Here is a 16223-nt window from a genome sequence, read left to right on the forward strand (position 1 = left end):
TATAATATTACAATAAACTTCATAAAAAATACAAATTATATTTGTATAATAAGTAATATATGTATATGCACAAAATAAAAATACATAAATTGAAAAATATTAAAAATAAGAGGTGATAATATGGATAGAGTAGCATTTAGCATATTTGGAATAGATGTTATGTGGTATGGTATTCTTATGGCAACGGGTATGATTTTAGGAACGTTAATAGCAATAAAAGAAGCTAAGAGAGTTGGCCTAAAAGAAGATGATGTATTAGATTTAGCAATAATTGCTATACCTATAGGATTATTAGGTGCGAGATTGTATTATGTAATATTTAATTGGGAATATTATTCTCAAAATACTTCTCAAATTTTAAATTTCAGAGGTGGAGGAATGGCAATCCATGGTGCTCTTATTGGAGGAATACTTACAGGATATATTTTCACTAGAATAAAGAAAATAGATTTCTTAAAAATGGCAGATGTTGTTATAATAGGTATGCCACTTGCACAAGCGATAGGTAGATGGGGAAATTATATAAATGGAGAAGCTCACGGAGGTCCAACAAATTTACCATGGGCTATAGTAGTTGATGGAATTAAAGTTCATCCAACATTTTTATATGAATCAATATGGAACTTAGGAATATTTATATTCTTATGGATATTTAGAAAGAAAAAGCAATATGAAGGGCAAATTATAGTATACTATGTAACACTGTACTCTCTAGGAAGGTTCTTTATAGAAGGACTTAGAACAGATAGTCTTATGATAGGACCACTTAGAATGGCTCAAGTTATAAGTTTAGTAGGTGTAATTGGTGGTATAATCGTTCATATATATTTGTCAAAGAGAAATAAACAAAGTACAATAGAACAATAAAAAATTAGCATAACATAAAAAGTAAGCAATTAAGGAGAAAATACAAAATGGAATTTCATCACGTGTCCGTACTCTTAAATGAGTGCATAGATAATTTAAACATAAAGCCAGATGGTGTATATGTAGACTGTACAATGGGTGGTGCAGGACACTCTAAGGAGATAGTAAAGAAACTATCAGATAAAGGGTTATTTATAGGATTTGATCAAGATCAAAATGCTATAGATACTGCTACAGAAAGATTAAGTGAATATAGTGATAGAGTTAAATTTGTTCACAGTAATTTTGAAAATATAAAAGAAGAGTTAGCTAAAATAGGCATCCATAAAATAGATGGAGTACTTGCAGATTTAGGAGTTTCATCTCATCAATTAGATGAAGCGGATAGAGGATTTTCATATATGCAAGATGCACCACTTGATATGAGAATGGATGTAAGATGTGAATTTTCTGCATATGATGTGGTAAACACTTATAGTGAAGAGGAACTTGCAAAAATAATAAAAGATTATGGTGAAGATAATTGGGCTAAACGTATAGCTAAGTTTATCGTAGAACTAAGAGCTGAAAAGCCAATAGAGACTACTGGAGAACTTGTAGAAATAATTAAGAAGGCTGTTCCTAAGAAAGCTAGAATGGATGGCCCACATCCAGCTAAGAGAACATTCCAAGCTATAAGAATAGAAGTAAACAATGAACTTGGTGTAATAACTAATATGATAGATGATGCAGTTTCTATAATGAATGAAGGTGGAAGAGTTTGTATAATAACATTCCATTCACTAGAAGATAGAATTGTAAAAAATGCATTTAGAGATTTAGCTCTAGATTGTGTATGCCCATCTAATTTACCTATATGTCAGTGTGATAAAGAATCTCTTGTAAAAGTTATAACAAGAAAACCTATATTACCAACTGATGAAGAAATAGAAGTAAATCCAAGATCAAGAAGTGCAAAGTTAAGAGTAGCAGAAAAAAAATAGATATAAAGACATAGATACAAAGAAGGAGGAAATTAAATTTCCTCCTTCTTTGTATTGTATTAAATTAAAAGAATAGCTATCTAAAATCTTAATCTAAAATATTTTAACTAAGTTAGAATAATAAAAATATGTAAGTATATATACAATAAATCATATAATAAAATACTGAAAAATAGCATCTTTTATGAATATAAAAAGATGTTATTTTTTAGTATTTTAAGTTTATTCTTAAAAAAATGGTGTTTAGTGTATTAATTTTGGTTTAACTACTTAAAGGGAAGAGAAGGTTAAATAACAAATATATAATAATAGATTTAATAAATTGCAAGGGTGGAATTTATGAAAAAAAATAATAAAATTAAGGACATGAATGAATATAAAAGGAAAAAAAAGAATAAACATAAAAGTAAAAGGCCAGTAAAATTAAAAAAAAGATTATGTATATTTCTTATATCAATCAGTACTTTAGGAATAGTGATAGGTAGTATATGTGGTTATACAGTTGTATCTGAACTTAAATATGACATCCATTATTTAAAAAAAGAGCTACGAAAAGAAGAAATCATACTAGAAGAACAAAAAGCTAAGGTTGATACAAGTACATCAATACAGGAAATAGAAAAAAAGGCTAAAGAAGAACTTAATATGGACTATCTTAAAGACAGCCAAATAAGATATATAGAGGCTGAAAAGTAAGGGGGAAAACACTTGAATAAAAAGATAAAAAGAATAAGTAAAAAGAGACTAGTACTTGTTCTTATACTAGCATGCGCTCTATTTTTAGGTCTTACAGTTAGAACGGGATATATTCAGTTAGTAAAGGGAGATTGGTTAAGTACTAAAGCTACAGACCAACAAACAAGAGAAATTCCTATAGAGCCTAAAAGAGGAACTATATATGATAAGAATATGAAAGAGCTTGCAGTAAGTGTTACTAAATATACAGTATGGTGTAAACCGGTAGAAGTTAAGGATAAGGAAGATTCAGCAAAAAAAGTTTCTGAAATACTAGATAAAGAGTATGACGATGTTTATAAGTTAGTAAATAAAAAAAATATGGCATTAGTTAAAATTGAAAGATGGATAGACGATGATAAAGCAACTAAAATAAGGGAAGCTAAAGTTTCAGGAATTTGGGTAGCAGAAGATAATCAAAGATACTATCCATATGGAAATTTTGCACCTTATGTATTAGGACATACATCGGCAGATTCTCAAGGTATAGCTGGTATAGAAATGAAGTATGATAAACATTTAAAAGGAAAATCTGGGAAATTAATAGTTAGTACAGATGCATCAGGAAGAGAAATACCAAGAGGGATGGAAAAATATTATGAACCTACTCAAGGTGATGGATTAGTACTTACAATAGATGAGGTAATACAGCATTATACAGAAAAGGCAGTACAAAAAGCATATGAACTTAATAATGCAAAGAGAGTTACAGTGGTGGCGATGGATCCAAAGACGGGGGATATATTATCATTAGCATCAAAGCCAGATTATGATCCTAATGATCCAAGAACACCTATATACCCATATTATCAAGAAGAATTAGATAAATACGAAGAAAAAGATAAATTAAAAGGATATTATCAAATGTGGAGAAATCCTGCAGTAAGTGATACATATGAACCAGGATCAACTTTCAAGTTAATTACATCTTCAGCAGGATTAGAGGAAAATGTAATTAAAGAAAATGAGAAATTTACTTGTACAGGAAGTGTAACTATCGGAGGAAGAAAAATAAAATGTTGGAGACATTATAGACCCCATGGAGCACAAACATTTAAACAAGGGGTACAAAATTCATGTAACCCAGTGTTTGTAGAGGTAGGAGGTAGACTTGGAGTTTCAAAGATGTATGATTACTTAGAAGCATTTGGCTTTATGGATAAAACAGGTATAGACTTACCTGGAGAAGCAAAGGGTATTTTATATAATGAAAAAAATGTAGGCCCAGTAGAACTTGCTACAATATCTTTTGGTCAATCGATATCAGTAACACCAATTCAACTTATAACAGCAATATCATCAATAGCAAATGATGGAAATCTTATGGAACCAAGGCTTGTAAAAGCATATACAGATAATAAAGGAAATATAGTAGAAGAAATTAATCCTAAGATGGAAAGACAAGTAATATCACAAGAAACATCTGAAAAAATGATGGAAATAGTAGAATCTGTTGTTAGTGAAGGTTCAGGAAAAGCAGCATATATACCAGGATATAGAATAGGTGGAAAGACAGGAACTGCGCAAAAAGTTATAGATGGAAAATATGCTCAAGGGAAATACATATGTTCATTTATGGGAATAGCTCCATGTGACGATCCTCAAATAGTAGTTCTTGCTATAGTAGATGAACCAACAGGAGTAAGTGCTTTTGGTAGTACTACAGCAGGCCCTATAGTTAAACAAATAATGAATGATTCTTTAAAATATTTAGGAGTGGAACCAAAATATAGTAAAGAAGAAAAAGAAGAATTTGAAAAGAATCAAGTGGAAGTTCCAGATGTGAGAAACTTAACAATAGGAGAAGCTGTAAAGGTATTAGAAGAAGCTAAGCTAAGCCCGAATTTAGATACAGATATAGAGATACCTAAAGAAACTAAAGTTATAGATATGTTCCCTAAACCAGGCATTAAAGTATCTGAAAACTCTAGTATAATGCTATACTTTAAATAAATAAAAAATAATAGATTATTAACATATAGTTAGAAATACCTTCAAAAAAACAAAAATATAGTATATAATTATAAAGTTAAGATTAGTGGTGGGCAATGTATATATGGGTATACATTGCCTTTTATTAAGAAATTTAGCTAAATAATAGAGTAAAGGCTTAAAGGAGGATTGAATATGAAGAATCTAACAATATCTGAGTTAGTACTTGCAACGAAAGGGACATTAGTAATTGGGAATGAAAATGACCGTATAGATGACGTTGTTATAGATAGTAGATGTGCAAATGAAAAAAGTGTATTTGTAGCAATAATTGGAGAAAATTTAGACGGACATAAATTTATGGAATCTGCGTATAAAAATGGATGTAGAACTTTTATAAAACATGAAAGAAATGGCATAAAATTAGATAGTTCGGACATAAATTTAATAGAAGTTAAAGATACAGAAAAAGCTATGGGAGATATTGCCAGATACTATAAAGAAAAATTCGATATACCATATATAGGAATAACAGGTAGTGTAGGAAAAACAACTACTAGAGATATGGTGTATGCAGCTGTATCATCAAAGTTTAATACATTAAAAAATGAAGGAAACCTAAATAATCATTTTGGTGTACCATTAACACTATTTAACTTAGATGAATCTCATGAGTGTGCTGTAATTGAAATGGGGATGTCTGGATTTAAAGAAATAGAGTATTTAGCTAATATAGTAAATCCTCAAATAGGTGTTATATCTAATATAGGATTATCTCATATAGAAAAATTAGGGTCACAAGAAGGAATATTAAAAGCTAAAATGGAGATAACTACGAATTTTAACTCTAATAATATATTAGTAGTAAATGGAGATGATAAATTCTTAGCAACCCTAAAAGATAAATCACATGAATATAATTTAAAAACATTTGGATTTAACAAAGAGAATGACATTTATTGTGAAAGTTATAAAATTAATGAAGAAAATTTAACATTTATATGCATTATAGATGGTAAAGAAGAAGAAATATTTATACCAACAGTAGGTGAGCATAATATATATAATGCTATGTCAGCCATAATAGTAGGTATGAGTTTAGGAATTTCTTTAGAAGAAATAAAAAAAGGTTTAAAAGATTATAAAGCAACAAAAATGAGATTAGATATAGTTAAAAATGATAAACTAACAATAATAAATGATGCATATAATGCAAGTCCAGATTCGATGGAAGCTGCTTTAAAAGTTCTAGGCAGATATAGAAATAGAAGAGTAGCAATACTTGGAGATATGTTTGAAATGGGTGAACATGCAGAGTATGGACATAGATTAGTTGGAAAATCAGTTATAAATAATGCTGATTTATTAATAACTATAGGCAATGATTCAAAATTTATAGGAAAAGAAGCTATAAATCTAGGATTTAGCGAAGAAAACATACATCATTTTGAAACAAAAGAAGATGCTATTAATAAAATAGATAATTTATTAAAAGATAATGATATAGTATTACTTAAAGCATCGAGAGGTATGAAATTAGAAAAAATAGTAGAACATCTTAATAAGCAATAAAGCAGAAGAGAGCCAACAAGGGAGAGGAGATATATTATGTTAGGAATAACAGAACTTACTTACACAGCATTGATTTCATTTCTAATAGTAGTTATATTAGGCCCAATATTTATACCTATGTTAACTAAATTTAAATTTGGACAGACGGTTAGAGACGATGGACCAAAAACACATTTAGCCAAAAATGGAACACCAACTATGGGCGGAATACTAATGATAGTAGCAATACTTATAACAGGTCTTACTAGAAGTAATGTAGGATCAGATATGGTAATAGGTTTAATATCTATAGTAGGATTTGGTCTTGTAGGATTTATAGATGATTTCATCATCATAAAGAAAAGAAGATCTTTAGGATTAAAGGCATGGCAAAAGATAGTACTTCAATTTGCTCTAGCTTTATATATAGCATATTATCAGTATACAAAATCACCTAGTGCGACACAACTTATAATACCATTTACAGATGCAGTTATAAACTTAGGTATATTATATGTACCGATGATGACATTTGTAATAGTAGGTATTGTTAATGCAGTAAATTTAACTGATGGATTAGATGGATTAGCATCAGGAGTAACTTTAATCGTTGCTACATTCTTTATGTTACTTGCATCATCAGTAACTGTAAATACTGATATTGCAGTATTAGCAGCAGCAACCGTCGGAGCATGTTTAGGATTTTTAGGGTTTAACTCATATCCGGCAAAAATATTTATGGGTGACACAGGTTCGATGGCTTTAGGTGGAGCGGTTGTTGCATTTTCTATTTTAACAAACTCTATTTTATTAATACCACTAGTTGGAGGGATATATTTTGCAGAAGCTGTGTCCGTAATACTTCAAGTCGGATCTTTTAAATTAAGAGGAAGAAGAATATTTAAAATGGCTCCAATTCATCATCATTTTGAACAATGTGGATGGCCTGAAACTAGAGTAGTATTTGTATTTTGGATAACTACTGTAGTATTAGCATGGATAGGTATAATAGCAATATTCTAAATGGGGGGTATAAAAATGAACCTAAAAGACAAAAAAATTCTATTAGTAGGTCTCGCAAAGACTGGGGTATCTACAATTAAGCATTTAGATAAACTAGGTGCAAATATAATAGTTAATGATATAAAAAATAAAGAGACATTAAGCGAAATACTTAAAGAATTAGATGATTTAAGTAATGTAGAATATATATTAGGATATCATCCGGAAAATGTTGATGATATAGATATGGCTGTTGTATCACCAGGCGTACCTCTAGATTTACCTTTTATATTAAAGCTAAAATCAAAAGATATAGAAATTATAGGTGAAGTTGAACTAGCGTATAGATTATCTAATAAGCCTATGTTTATAGGGATAACAGGTACAAATGGGAAAACAACAACAACAAGTTTAGTAGGAGAAATATTTAAAAAAGCTAATGTAGATACGTACATAGTAGGAAACATAGGAAACCCTGTTATAGATACTGTAGGCATTGCAAATGAAAAATCAGTATTAGTAACTGAATTAAGTAGTTTCCAATTAGAAAGCATAGATACATTCAAACCCAAAGTAAGTGCTATATTAAATTTTACAGAAGATCATTTAAATAGACACCATACTATGCAAAATTATATAGACGCTAAGGCTAGAATACTTATGAATCAAAACAGTGAAGATTTTTGTATATTAAACTATGATGATGAAAAAGTAAGAGAGCTAGCAGATAAAGTAAAAGCGAAGAAAATATTCTTTTCTAGAAAAAAACAATTAGAAGAAGGAATATATTTAGATACAGATAATAATATAGTTATAGATATAAATGATAAAATAGTGCTTTTAAATAAGGAAGAACTAAGTTTACCAGGAAATCATAACTTAGAAAACTGCATGGCAGCAATAGGTATATCATATGTATCTAATGTAGATATAGAAGTTATAAAAGGTGTATTAAAAGCTTTTGCAGCAGTAGAACATAGACAAGAATTTGTAAAAAATCTAAATGGAATAATGTTTGTTAATGACTCTAAAGGAACTAATCCAGATTCAACTATAAAAGCTATTCAGTCTTACAAAAGGCCTATAATACTGATAGCAGGTGGAATTGATAAACAAAGTGATTTTAATGAGCTTTTAGAAGTTGCAAAAGAGAATGTTAAGGCATTAGTACTTTTAGGAGAAACTGCTCCTAAGATAGAAAGTATTGCAAAAGAAAAAGGATTTGAAAGAATATATAAAGTAAACAACATGAAAGAAGCTGTTAATACTTCTTATGAAATAGCAGATAAAGAAGATGTTGTACTTCTTTCACCAGCTTGTGCAAGTTGGGATATGTATAAAAGTTTTGAAGTAAGGGGTAATGACTTCAAAGATAACGTACACAATTTAAAATAACCTCTTATCTCGGGAATGGAGGTAAGTCTATCAAATGCATAAGGAAGTCTTGAAAAAACAAATTGACAAGGGAATGAAGACTGAGTTTGATAGTGTAGTATTTTATACGACTATGCTTTTAGTGTTTATAGGAATAATCATGGTGTTTAGCGCAAGTTTTGTTCAATCTTCGTTTAAGCATCATGATACGTATTTTTTTCTAAAAAGAAATGTAATCTATGCAATATTAGGATTTATTAGTATGATGGTAATGTCTAATATAGATTATACATTTTGGAAGAAAAATGCTAAGTCTATAGGTATTATGACGGTGATATTATTAATATTAGTTTTAACACCATTAGGAATAAAGTTAAATGGAGCTAGAAGATGGATTGGAGTAGGATTCCTTACTATACAACCAGCAGAGATAGCAAAATTTGCTACTATAATCATTACAGCTAAGCTAATAGAAAAAAAATATGACGATATAAAATCTTTGACAAAAGGTATTTTACCACTAATAATTGTTCCAGGAATATTCTTTGTGCTTATAATGCTTCAACCTAATATGTCAACAGCGGGTACTATAATACTAGTAACTTTTGTTATGATATTTGTAGCAGGAATGGATATGAAATTTGTAATAGCTATGTTTGGGAGTGGAGTTGTATTATTCCTAGCATTAGCATTAACATCAGCATATAGACTAAAGCGTATATTATCATTTTTAGATCCATTTGAAGATCCATTGGGAGCTGGGTATCAAGTTATACAAGGACTTTATGCACTTGGATCTGGTGGATTGTTTGGAATGGGTTTAGGCAAAAGTCAACAAAAATGGTTTTATATACCAGAACCACAAAATGACTTTATATTTGCTATAATAGGTGAAGAATTAGGTCTTATAGGTTGTATAGTAGTGATAATGTTATTCGTTATATTAGTATATAGATGTATAAGAATAGCTTTAAAGTGCTCCAACATATTTGCTTGTATGGTTGTTATAGGTATAGGAGCTCAGATAGGAATCCAAGCAGCTTTAAACATGGCAGTAGCAACTTCATCAATGCCAGTTACAGGGGTAGCACTACCATTTATAAGTTATGGAGGAACCTCCCTCGTAATATTTATGGGGGCAGTAGGAATAGTATTAAATATCTCAAAACATGTCAAAATTAATTAACAGGAGACAACTCAATGAAAGTTTTATTATCAGGCGGTGGAACTGGAGGTCATGTATATCCAGCTATAGCCATTGCAAATAGAATAAAAGAAGAACATCCAGATGCTGAAATAGTATTCGTTGGTACTGCAAAAGGAATAGAATCAGAAATAGTTCCCAAGTATGGATATGAATTAAAAACTGTTACAGTACAAGGATTTAAAAGAAAAATAGATTTTGATAATGTAAAAAGAGTTTTTAAATTATTTAAAGGATTAGAAGAATCTAGAAAAGTAGTTAAAAAATTCAAGCCAGATGTAGTAATAGGTACAGGAGGTTATGTAAGTGGTCCTGTATTATTTAATGCATCTATGAATAAAGTACCAACAGTTATACATGAACAAAACTCTTTCCCAGGAGTTACAAATAAGATACTAGCTAAAATGGTAAGTGCAGTTTTAACAAGTTTTGAAGATTCACATCAAAGATTCCCAGAAGGAACTAGAGAAAAATTAGTTCTTACAGGAAATCCAGTAAGAAAAGAAATATTAACTGCTAGAAAAATTTCTGCTAGAAGAAATTTAGGTATAACAGAAGATAAAAAGATGGTACTTTGCTACGGAGGTAGTGGAGGATCAGAAGATATAAATAATGCTATGGAATTAGTTATAGAAAACATGGTAAAAGATGATGTGGCATTTATATTTGCGACTGGTAAATACTACTATGAAGAATTTTCAAAGAGTATATCACATATAACTTTGAAACCATATCAAAAGGTTGTTCCATATTTAGAGGATATGGCTAATGCACTAGCTGCAAGTGATTTAGTAATTGGTAGTGCAGGTGCAATATCTTTAGCCGAGATAACAGCACTTGGAAAACCATCTATAATAATCCCTAAAGCCTATACTGCTGAAAATCACCAAGAGTATAATGCTAAAAGTATTGAAAATCAAGGTGCAGGTGTAGCAATGTTAGAAAAAGATTTAACGCCACAAAAGTTAAATGAACTAGTATTTAAACTTTTAGGAGATAAAGAAAATCTAATAGACATGGCTAACGCAAGTAAAAGTATAGGAAAGCCAGAAGCTATAGAGCTTATATATTCAGAAATAATGAAAATATATAATGCCAATAACAAACAAAAAACTTCATCAAATAAACAAAATAAAAAAGTTAAAAATTATAAAAATAGTGAAGAAGTAAAAAATACAGAAAATAATGTTGAACAAGAAAATCAACCTAAAATAATAGGAATAAAGAAAAAGTAACATATAACCCCTCTAGTACATAATATTTAAATTATAGGCATTATGATTTAATATACAACGCTAGGGGGGTTAACTTTGTCTAAGTATATAATTAGGGGAGGAAACAAAATAGAAGGTAGGTTATCAATAAAAGGAGCTAAAAACTCTATACTACCTATAATGGCAGCAACTATACTTAATGAAAATATCAGCACAATCCATAATGTACCAGATATATCTGATGTATACGTTATGATAAAAATCTTAGAAAGTATTGGATGTAAGGTAAACTACGGTAATGGAACATTAATCGTAGATAGCTCAAATATAAATTGCATGGAAATAGCTGAAGAATATGTTACCAAAATGAGGTCCTCAATAATTATAATGGGAGCCATGATAGGAAGACTAGATTACACGAAAATAAGTCATCCAGGAGGATGTGCAATAGGTTCAAGACCGATAGATTTGCATCTTAAAGCGTTAAAAGAATTAGGTATAAGAATTGAAGAAGAAAATGGATTGATAAGATGTTTCAAAGATAAGCTAGTAGGAAGTACTATAAACCTTGAATTTCCTAGTGTAGGTGCAACTGAAAATACAATATTAGCGGCAGTTAAGGCTAAGGGGACAACAAAAATATATAATGCCGCAAGAGAACCAGAAATAGAAGATTTGCAAACATTTTTAAATGCTATGGGGGCAAAGGTAAAAGGAGCAGGAACTAATTATGTAGAAATTGAAGGAGTAGATTCATTACATGAAGTAGAACACAATGTAATACCTGATAGAATAGCTATAGGAACCTATATGGTAGCTTCTGCTATGACTGGAGGGTGCTTGGAAGTAGATAAGATAGTAATACCACATATGGAGCCTATAAACGACAAATTAAGGGCATCAGGATGCGAAATCGAGTATACAAAAGAAGGTCTTAAACTTAAGCCACCAAAGATTATACAAGCTATAGATTTAGTAAGAACTTCTCCACATCCAGGATTTCCCACAGATATGCAAGCTCAATTGATGGCTCTTATGTCGATATCTAATGGAAGTAGTGTATTTTATGAAACAATTTTTGAAAATAGATTTATGCACTGTGCTGAACTTACTAAACTGGGTGCTAATATTAAATATATAACAGAAAATATTTGTATGGTAAAAGGTGTAAATAAATTGCATAATGCAAGTGTAAAATCTCCAGATTTAAGAGGCGGAGCATCGTTGGTATTAGCAGCTTTGACAATAAAAGGAGATACTGAAATATCTAATATTTATCATGTTGAAAGAGGATACGAAAATATTGAAGATATATTGAGAGAATTAGGTGCAGATATAATAAAAGTTGAGAGTATAGAAAAAATAAAAGGATATTAGGCCTTTTATTTTTTTTTGAAGGAAAAGTTTATATTTAGTTGTATTTATTATTTATGGAGAAAACAGGGAGGAATCACGTATGAAAAAAAAGAAAAAAATTAACACTAGTAAATTAATGATTTTACTAAGTTTTATGTTAATGATAATAATATTTATATATATAACCTTAAATAGTAATTTATTTAATAGTAGTAATATAAAAATAGAAGGTAATAAAAGAATTTCAACTAATGAAATAATAAAAATATTAAATATAAAAGAAGATAAGAATATATTTATGTATAATATAAAACAAATGGAAGAATCTCTTATGAAAAATAATTACATCGAAAATGTAAAAATAAAGAGAAAAATTCCTAATAAATTACAAATATTAATTATAGAAAAAGAAATAGTAGCAGTTCTTAAACAAGAAGAAAAGTATTGTTATATTGACAAAAAGGGTAATTTAATACAAGAAATTGAGGAGTTAGATAAAAGTGAAAATCATGTTGTTGTAGAAGTTGAATATAATTTAGTAGATGCTAATATGATAGAATTTAAGAATGAAGAAACTAAAAAAAGGTTACTATATTTATTAGAATGTATGAAAGAAAATAATTTATATAAAAAGATAAAGGAAATTAATTTTAAAAAAAGTGATACTATAAAAATGTATACAAATGATAATATAGAAATAATATTACCTAAAGATGAAAAAACAGAGTATAATATTACGATGGTAAGCTCTATTTTATCGGATTTGCAAGGAGAACATGTAAAGGGAGGAACTATAAATTTCACTTATGGAAACAATCCTATATATAGACCTTCAAAAGAAATTTTAGACAAGGAGTGATTTTGTTGCAAAAAAAAATAACTTATAAAAGCTTAGTTATTTGCACTGCGATACTAGGTATTCTTATAAGTTTGCAATTGAAAACTATAAATCTAGAGAATAATGGAATGACAACCTCTAAAGAAGGAGAACAATTAGCCGTAGAATTAAGAGGGTTGAATAAAGAAGAAGAGGAGCTTAGATTAGAAATTGATGATATAAAAGACAAAATAGATGAATATAAAGTGGGCCAAGGTGATAGTAAGCTTGAAAGTGAAATAAAAAAATATGAAATATTATCTGGATACACAGATGTAGAAGGAAAAGGAATAGAAATTAAAATCAAACAAAATAAAGATGTAGAATTAGAAAGTAGTCAAAGTATTATTTATAATTATGATTTAATATTATCCATGATAAACAAATTAAATTCGGCACAAGCGAATGCAATATCAGTTAATGGAGAACGTATTGTAGCAAATACATATATGCATTTAAAAGAGGATGCTTTATTTATAAATGATACAAAGATAATTGAACCAATATTAATAAATGCAATAGGAAATCCAGATACTTTAGCATCTGCGTTACAAATAAAGTATGGTATAGTTTGGGAAATGGAAAAATATTATAATGTAAATATAGAAATAGGAAAGAAAGAAAAAATAAAGATAAATGGACATAATGAAATAGTTGATATAAGTGATTCTAATAAATAAGAGGTAATATATGCATAAAATAATAAAACAAAAAATGGTTATATTAGGCGCATTTATATTAGGTATTTTAATATCAATGTATGTAAAATCTTTAGATACTAGTAAGGTATATATAACATTAGAAAAGAAAAAAGATATTGAAAATAAAATAGAAATTACTAAAAAAGAAATAACAAAGTTAAAAGAATCTAAGATAAATTATGAAAATAAACTAAAAGACTATGATGATATAATTAAACATGAAAATAAATCAATTGAAGATTTAATGGAAAGTGAATTAGAACATTTAAAAGAAGTAAGTGGATTTTCAAAAGTAATAGGTAATGGTATTATGATTACGATAGAAGATAGTGAAAAAGAACTAAATAATGGTCAAAATCCAAATGAATTAATAGTTCATGACATAGATATTCTTAGGCTTATAAATGATTTGAAAAAAGCAGGAGCAGAGGCATTATCCATAAATGGAGAAAGAGTATTACCTTCTAGTAAAATAAAATGCTCGGGAGCCACTATAACTGTAAATGATACAACATATGGACAGCCTTTTATTATAGCGGCTATAGGAGAAACCGATATCTTAATGGCATCGGTAATTTCTCCTCAATCTTATGCAACTTTATTAAAGGATGGATATGGAATTTACATAAAAGTTGAAGAAAAACATGAGATAACAATAAATTCCTACAAAAAATCTAAATAAAAAGTATTAAAAAACTTGAAAAATATAGGGGTTTCAAAGTAAAATAAAGAAGGTGAGCATTTATGATATGGATATTAGCTGGATTAGCACTTGGAGTAGTAGTTGGATACTACATTCCATTTACTTATCCTATAGACTACTCATTATATATGTCGGTGGCAATACTTGCAACAATGGATTCTATATTTGGTGCAGTTAAGTCAGGATTTGAAGGTAAATATGATAATATAATATTTTTGACTGGATTTATAGGTAATGCAGTATTGGCTATAATATTGACGTATATAGGAGATAGATTAGGTTTACCACTTTATTATGTCGCTATATTAGTCTTTGGGTCGAGATTATTTGACAATTTATCGATAATTAGAAGACAAATTGTTACAAATATGAGAAATAAAAAAAGAGGAAAATGAATATTTTTGTGGAATAACTTACTTAAATATTAACAAAATTTAAGAATTAAATGATATAATTAATACATACATTTACTTACAATTATAAAATAAGGAGGTTTAATAGATGCTAAACTTTGACGTGGAAACAGATGGTCTTGCTCAAATCAAGGTAATAGGCGCAGGTGGCGGAGGAAATAATGCTGTCAATAGAATGGTTGAAGCTCAACTTCAAGGTGTTGAATTTATAGCCGTTAATACAGATAAGCAAGCTTTACTTACATCAAAAGCTGAATATAAAATTCAAATAGGCGAAAAATTAACAAGAGGACTTGGAGCAGGAGCAAATCCTGAAGTTGGAAAAAGAGCTGCAGAAGAAAGTAAAGATGAAATAATTAAAGTACTTCAAGGGTCAGATATGGTATTTGTAACAGCTGGTATGGGTGGTGGAACTGGTACTGGAGCAGCACCAGTTATAGCTCAACTTGCAAAAGAAATGGGGATACTTACTGTAGGAGTAGTCACAAAACCTTTCGTATTTGAAGGTAAAGTAAGAATGAAAAATGCAGAAAATGGTATAGCTGAATTAAAGTCAAAAGTTGATACATTAATAACTATTCCAAATGATAGACTTTTACAAATAGTGCAAAAAAATACATCTATGCTAGATGCATTCTCCATAGCAGATGATGTATTAAAGCAAGGGATACAATCTATATCAGATTTAATAGCAGTTCCAGGACTTATAAACTTAGACTTTGCAGACGTTACTTCTGTAATGAAAGAACAAGGACTAGCTCATATGGGTCTAGGTAGCGCTACAGGAGAGAATAGAGCGCTTGAAGCAGCTAGACAAGCTATACAATCGCCACTTCTTGAAACATCAATAAGAGGCGCAAAAGGTGTTTTACTTAACATAACAGGTGGACCTAACTTAGGACTATTAGAAATAAATGAAGCATCGACTTTAGTTAATGAATCATGTGATCCAGAAGCTAATATTATATTTGGAGCGTCTATAAGAGAAGATTTAGGCGAAGAGATAACGATAACTGTAATAGCTACAGGATTTGATGATAATAAAGATATGGGTTTTGATATAGTTGAAAAGCCAAAAGTGGTACAAAGACCTACTTTAAACATGTCATCAATATCAACACCAAGTGTTGCAGAAGAAAAAGAAGAAATAGTAATGACAAGAGAAGAACCTAAAAAAGTAAATGTTATGGAAGAAGACGATATGGAAATTCCAACATTTTTAAGAAGAAGAAGATAAATTAAAAGAAGTCTACATGACTTCTTTTTTTATGAAAAATTATAATTTCTAAATATTATAATTTCTACAAATTA

The 16223-nt window shown here is 29.3% G+C and carries 15 protein-coding genes; all 15 read left to right on the forward strand.

Features of this window, described 5'->3' with window-relative positions; all coding sequences use genetic code 11:
* Positions 1–120 precede the first annotated feature (120 nt).
* The 15 genes from lgt (at position 121) to ftsZ (ending at position 16149) form a co-directional block, all read left to right on the forward strand.
* A complete protein-coding gene (gene lgt / locus AC11VW_RS02420) occupies positions 121–867 on the forward strand; it encodes a prolipoprotein diacylglyceryl transferase (protein WP_484299797.1) in 747 nt (248 codons plus the stop codon).
* A gap of 47 nt (positions 868–914) precedes the next feature.
* Entirely contained in the window at positions 915–1850 is a 936-nt protein-coding gene (rsmH, locus tag AC11VW_RS02425) for a 16S rRNA (cytosine(1402)-N(4))-methyltransferase RsmH (RefSeq protein ID WP_484299798.1), read from the forward strand.
* Positions 1851–2189: 339 nt separating this feature from the next.
* On the forward strand, positions 2190–2546 hold the full coding sequence (locus AC11VW_RS02430; RefSeq protein WP_484299799.1) for a hypothetical protein: 357 nt from the start codon (positions 2190–2192) through the stop codon (positions 2544–2546).
* A 12-nt stretch (positions 2547–2558) separates the two neighbouring features.
* Positions 2559–4538, forward strand: coding sequence for a stage V sporulation protein D (locus AC11VW_RS02435; RefSeq protein WP_484299800.1), 1980 nt, complete (start codon positions 2559–2561; stop codon positions 4536–4538).
* A gap of 174 nt (positions 4539–4712) precedes the next feature.
* Positions 4713–6089, forward strand: coding sequence for a UDP-N-acetylmuramoyl-tripeptide--D-alanyl-D-alanine ligase (locus AC11VW_RS02440; protein WP_484299801.1), 1377 nt, complete (start codon positions 4713–4715; stop codon positions 6087–6089).
* A gap of 33 nt (positions 6090–6122) precedes the next feature.
* Positions 6123–7091, forward strand: a complete 969-nt coding sequence (mraY, locus tag AC11VW_RS02445) for a phospho-N-acetylmuramoyl-pentapeptide-transferase (protein ID WP_484299831.1) — start codon at positions 6123–6125, stop codon at positions 7089–7091.
* A 15-nt stretch (positions 7092–7106) separates the two neighbouring features.
* Positions 7107–8465 (forward strand): UDP-N-acetylmuramoyl-L-alanine--D-glutamate ligase, encoded by a 1359-nt coding sequence (gene murD / locus AC11VW_RS02450; RefSeq protein ID WP_484299802.1) that lies wholly within the window; start codon positions 7107–7109, stop codon positions 8463–8465.
* A 34-nt stretch (positions 8466–8499) separates the two neighbouring features.
* The gene (gene spoVE / locus AC11VW_RS02455) at positions 8500–9630 is read left to right on the forward strand and encodes a stage V sporulation protein E (RefSeq protein WP_484299803.1); all 1131 of its coding nucleotides are present in this window, start codon (positions 8500–8502) and stop codon (positions 9628–9630) included.
* 14 nt (positions 9631–9644) lie between these two features.
* Complete coding sequence (gene murG / locus AC11VW_RS02460; protein WP_484299804.1) at positions 9645–10883, forward strand: undecaprenyldiphospho-muramoylpentapeptide beta-N-acetylglucosaminyltransferase; 1239 nt, start codon at positions 9645–9647, stop codon at positions 10881–10883.
* Between the two features lie 75 nt (positions 10884–10958).
* Positions 10959–12239: a UDP-N-acetylglucosamine 1-carboxyvinyltransferase gene (gene murA, locus AC11VW_RS02465; RefSeq protein WP_484299805.1), complete on the forward strand. Its 1281-nt coding sequence runs from the start codon at positions 10959–10961 to the stop codon at positions 12237–12239.
* A gap of 79 nt (positions 12240–12318) precedes the next feature.
* The gene (locus AC11VW_RS02470; protein WP_484299806.1) at positions 12319–13077 is read left to right on the forward strand and encodes a cell division protein FtsQ/DivIB; all 759 of its coding nucleotides are present in this window, start codon (positions 12319–12321) and stop codon (positions 13075–13077) included.
* Between the two features lie 5 nt (positions 13078–13082).
* A complete protein-coding gene (locus AC11VW_RS02475; protein ID WP_484299807.1) occupies positions 13083–13775 on the forward strand; it encodes a DUF881 domain-containing protein in 693 nt (230 codons plus the stop codon).
* A 10-nt stretch (positions 13776–13785) separates the two neighbouring features.
* Complete coding sequence (locus tag AC11VW_RS02480) at positions 13786–14478, forward strand: DUF881 domain-containing protein (RefSeq protein ID WP_484299808.1); 693 nt, start codon at positions 13786–13788, stop codon at positions 14476–14478.
* A 62-nt stretch (positions 14479–14540) separates the two neighbouring features.
* Positions 14541–14894, forward strand: a complete 354-nt coding sequence (locus AC11VW_RS02485) for a small basic family protein (RefSeq protein ID WP_484299809.1) — start codon at positions 14541–14543, stop codon at positions 14892–14894.
* A 106-nt stretch (positions 14895–15000) separates the two neighbouring features.
* Positions 15001–16149, forward strand: coding sequence for a cell division protein FtsZ (gene ftsZ, locus AC11VW_RS02490; RefSeq protein ID WP_484299810.1), 1149 nt, complete (start codon positions 15001–15003; stop codon positions 16147–16149).
* Positions 16150–16223 lie beyond the last annotated feature (74 nt).

The sequence above is a fragment of the Romboutsia sp. genome (assembly GCF_056995035.1).

Excerpts from the sequence above, each read along its gene's own strand:
- murD (WP_484299802.1), top strand. The coding sequence starts at position 7,107 with ATGAACCTAAAAGACAAAAAAATTCTATTAGTAGGTCTCGCAAAGACT.
- spoVE (WP_484299803.1), top strand. The coding sequence starts at position 8,500 with ATGCATAAGGAAGTCTTGAAAAAACAAATTGACAAGGGAATGAAGACT.
- AC11VW_RS02470 (WP_484299806.1), top strand. The coding sequence starts at position 12,319 with ATGAAAAAAAAGAAAAAAATTAACACTAGTAAATTAATGATTTTACTA.
- AC11VW_RS02485 (WP_484299809.1), top strand. The coding sequence starts at position 14,541 with ATGATATGGATATTAGCTGGATTAGCACTTGGAGTAGTAGTTGGATAC.
- murG (WP_484299804.1), top strand. The coding sequence starts at position 9,645 with ATGAAAGTTTTATTATCAGGCGGTGGAACTGGAGGTCATGTATATCCA.
- ftsZ (WP_484299810.1), top strand. The coding sequence starts at position 15,001 with ATGCTAAACTTTGACGTGGAAACAGATGGTCTTGCTCAAATCAAGGTA.
- AC11VW_RS02440 (WP_484299801.1), top strand. The coding sequence starts at position 4,713 with ATGAAGAATCTAACAATATCTGAGTTAGTACTTGCAACGAAAGGGACA.
- AC11VW_RS02480 (WP_484299808.1), top strand. The coding sequence starts at position 13,786 with ATGCATAAAATAATAAAACAAAAAATGGTTATATTAGGCGCATTTATA.
- rsmH (WP_484299798.1), top strand. The coding sequence starts at position 915 with ATGGAATTTCATCACGTGTCCGTACTCTTAAATGAGTGCATAGATAAT.
- lgt (WP_484299797.1), top strand. The coding sequence starts at position 121 with ATGGATAGAGTAGCATTTAGCATATTTGGAATAGATGTTATGTGGTAT.
- AC11VW_RS02430 (WP_484299799.1), top strand. The coding sequence starts at position 2,190 with ATGAAAAAAAATAATAAAATTAAGGACATGAATGAATATAAAAGGAAA.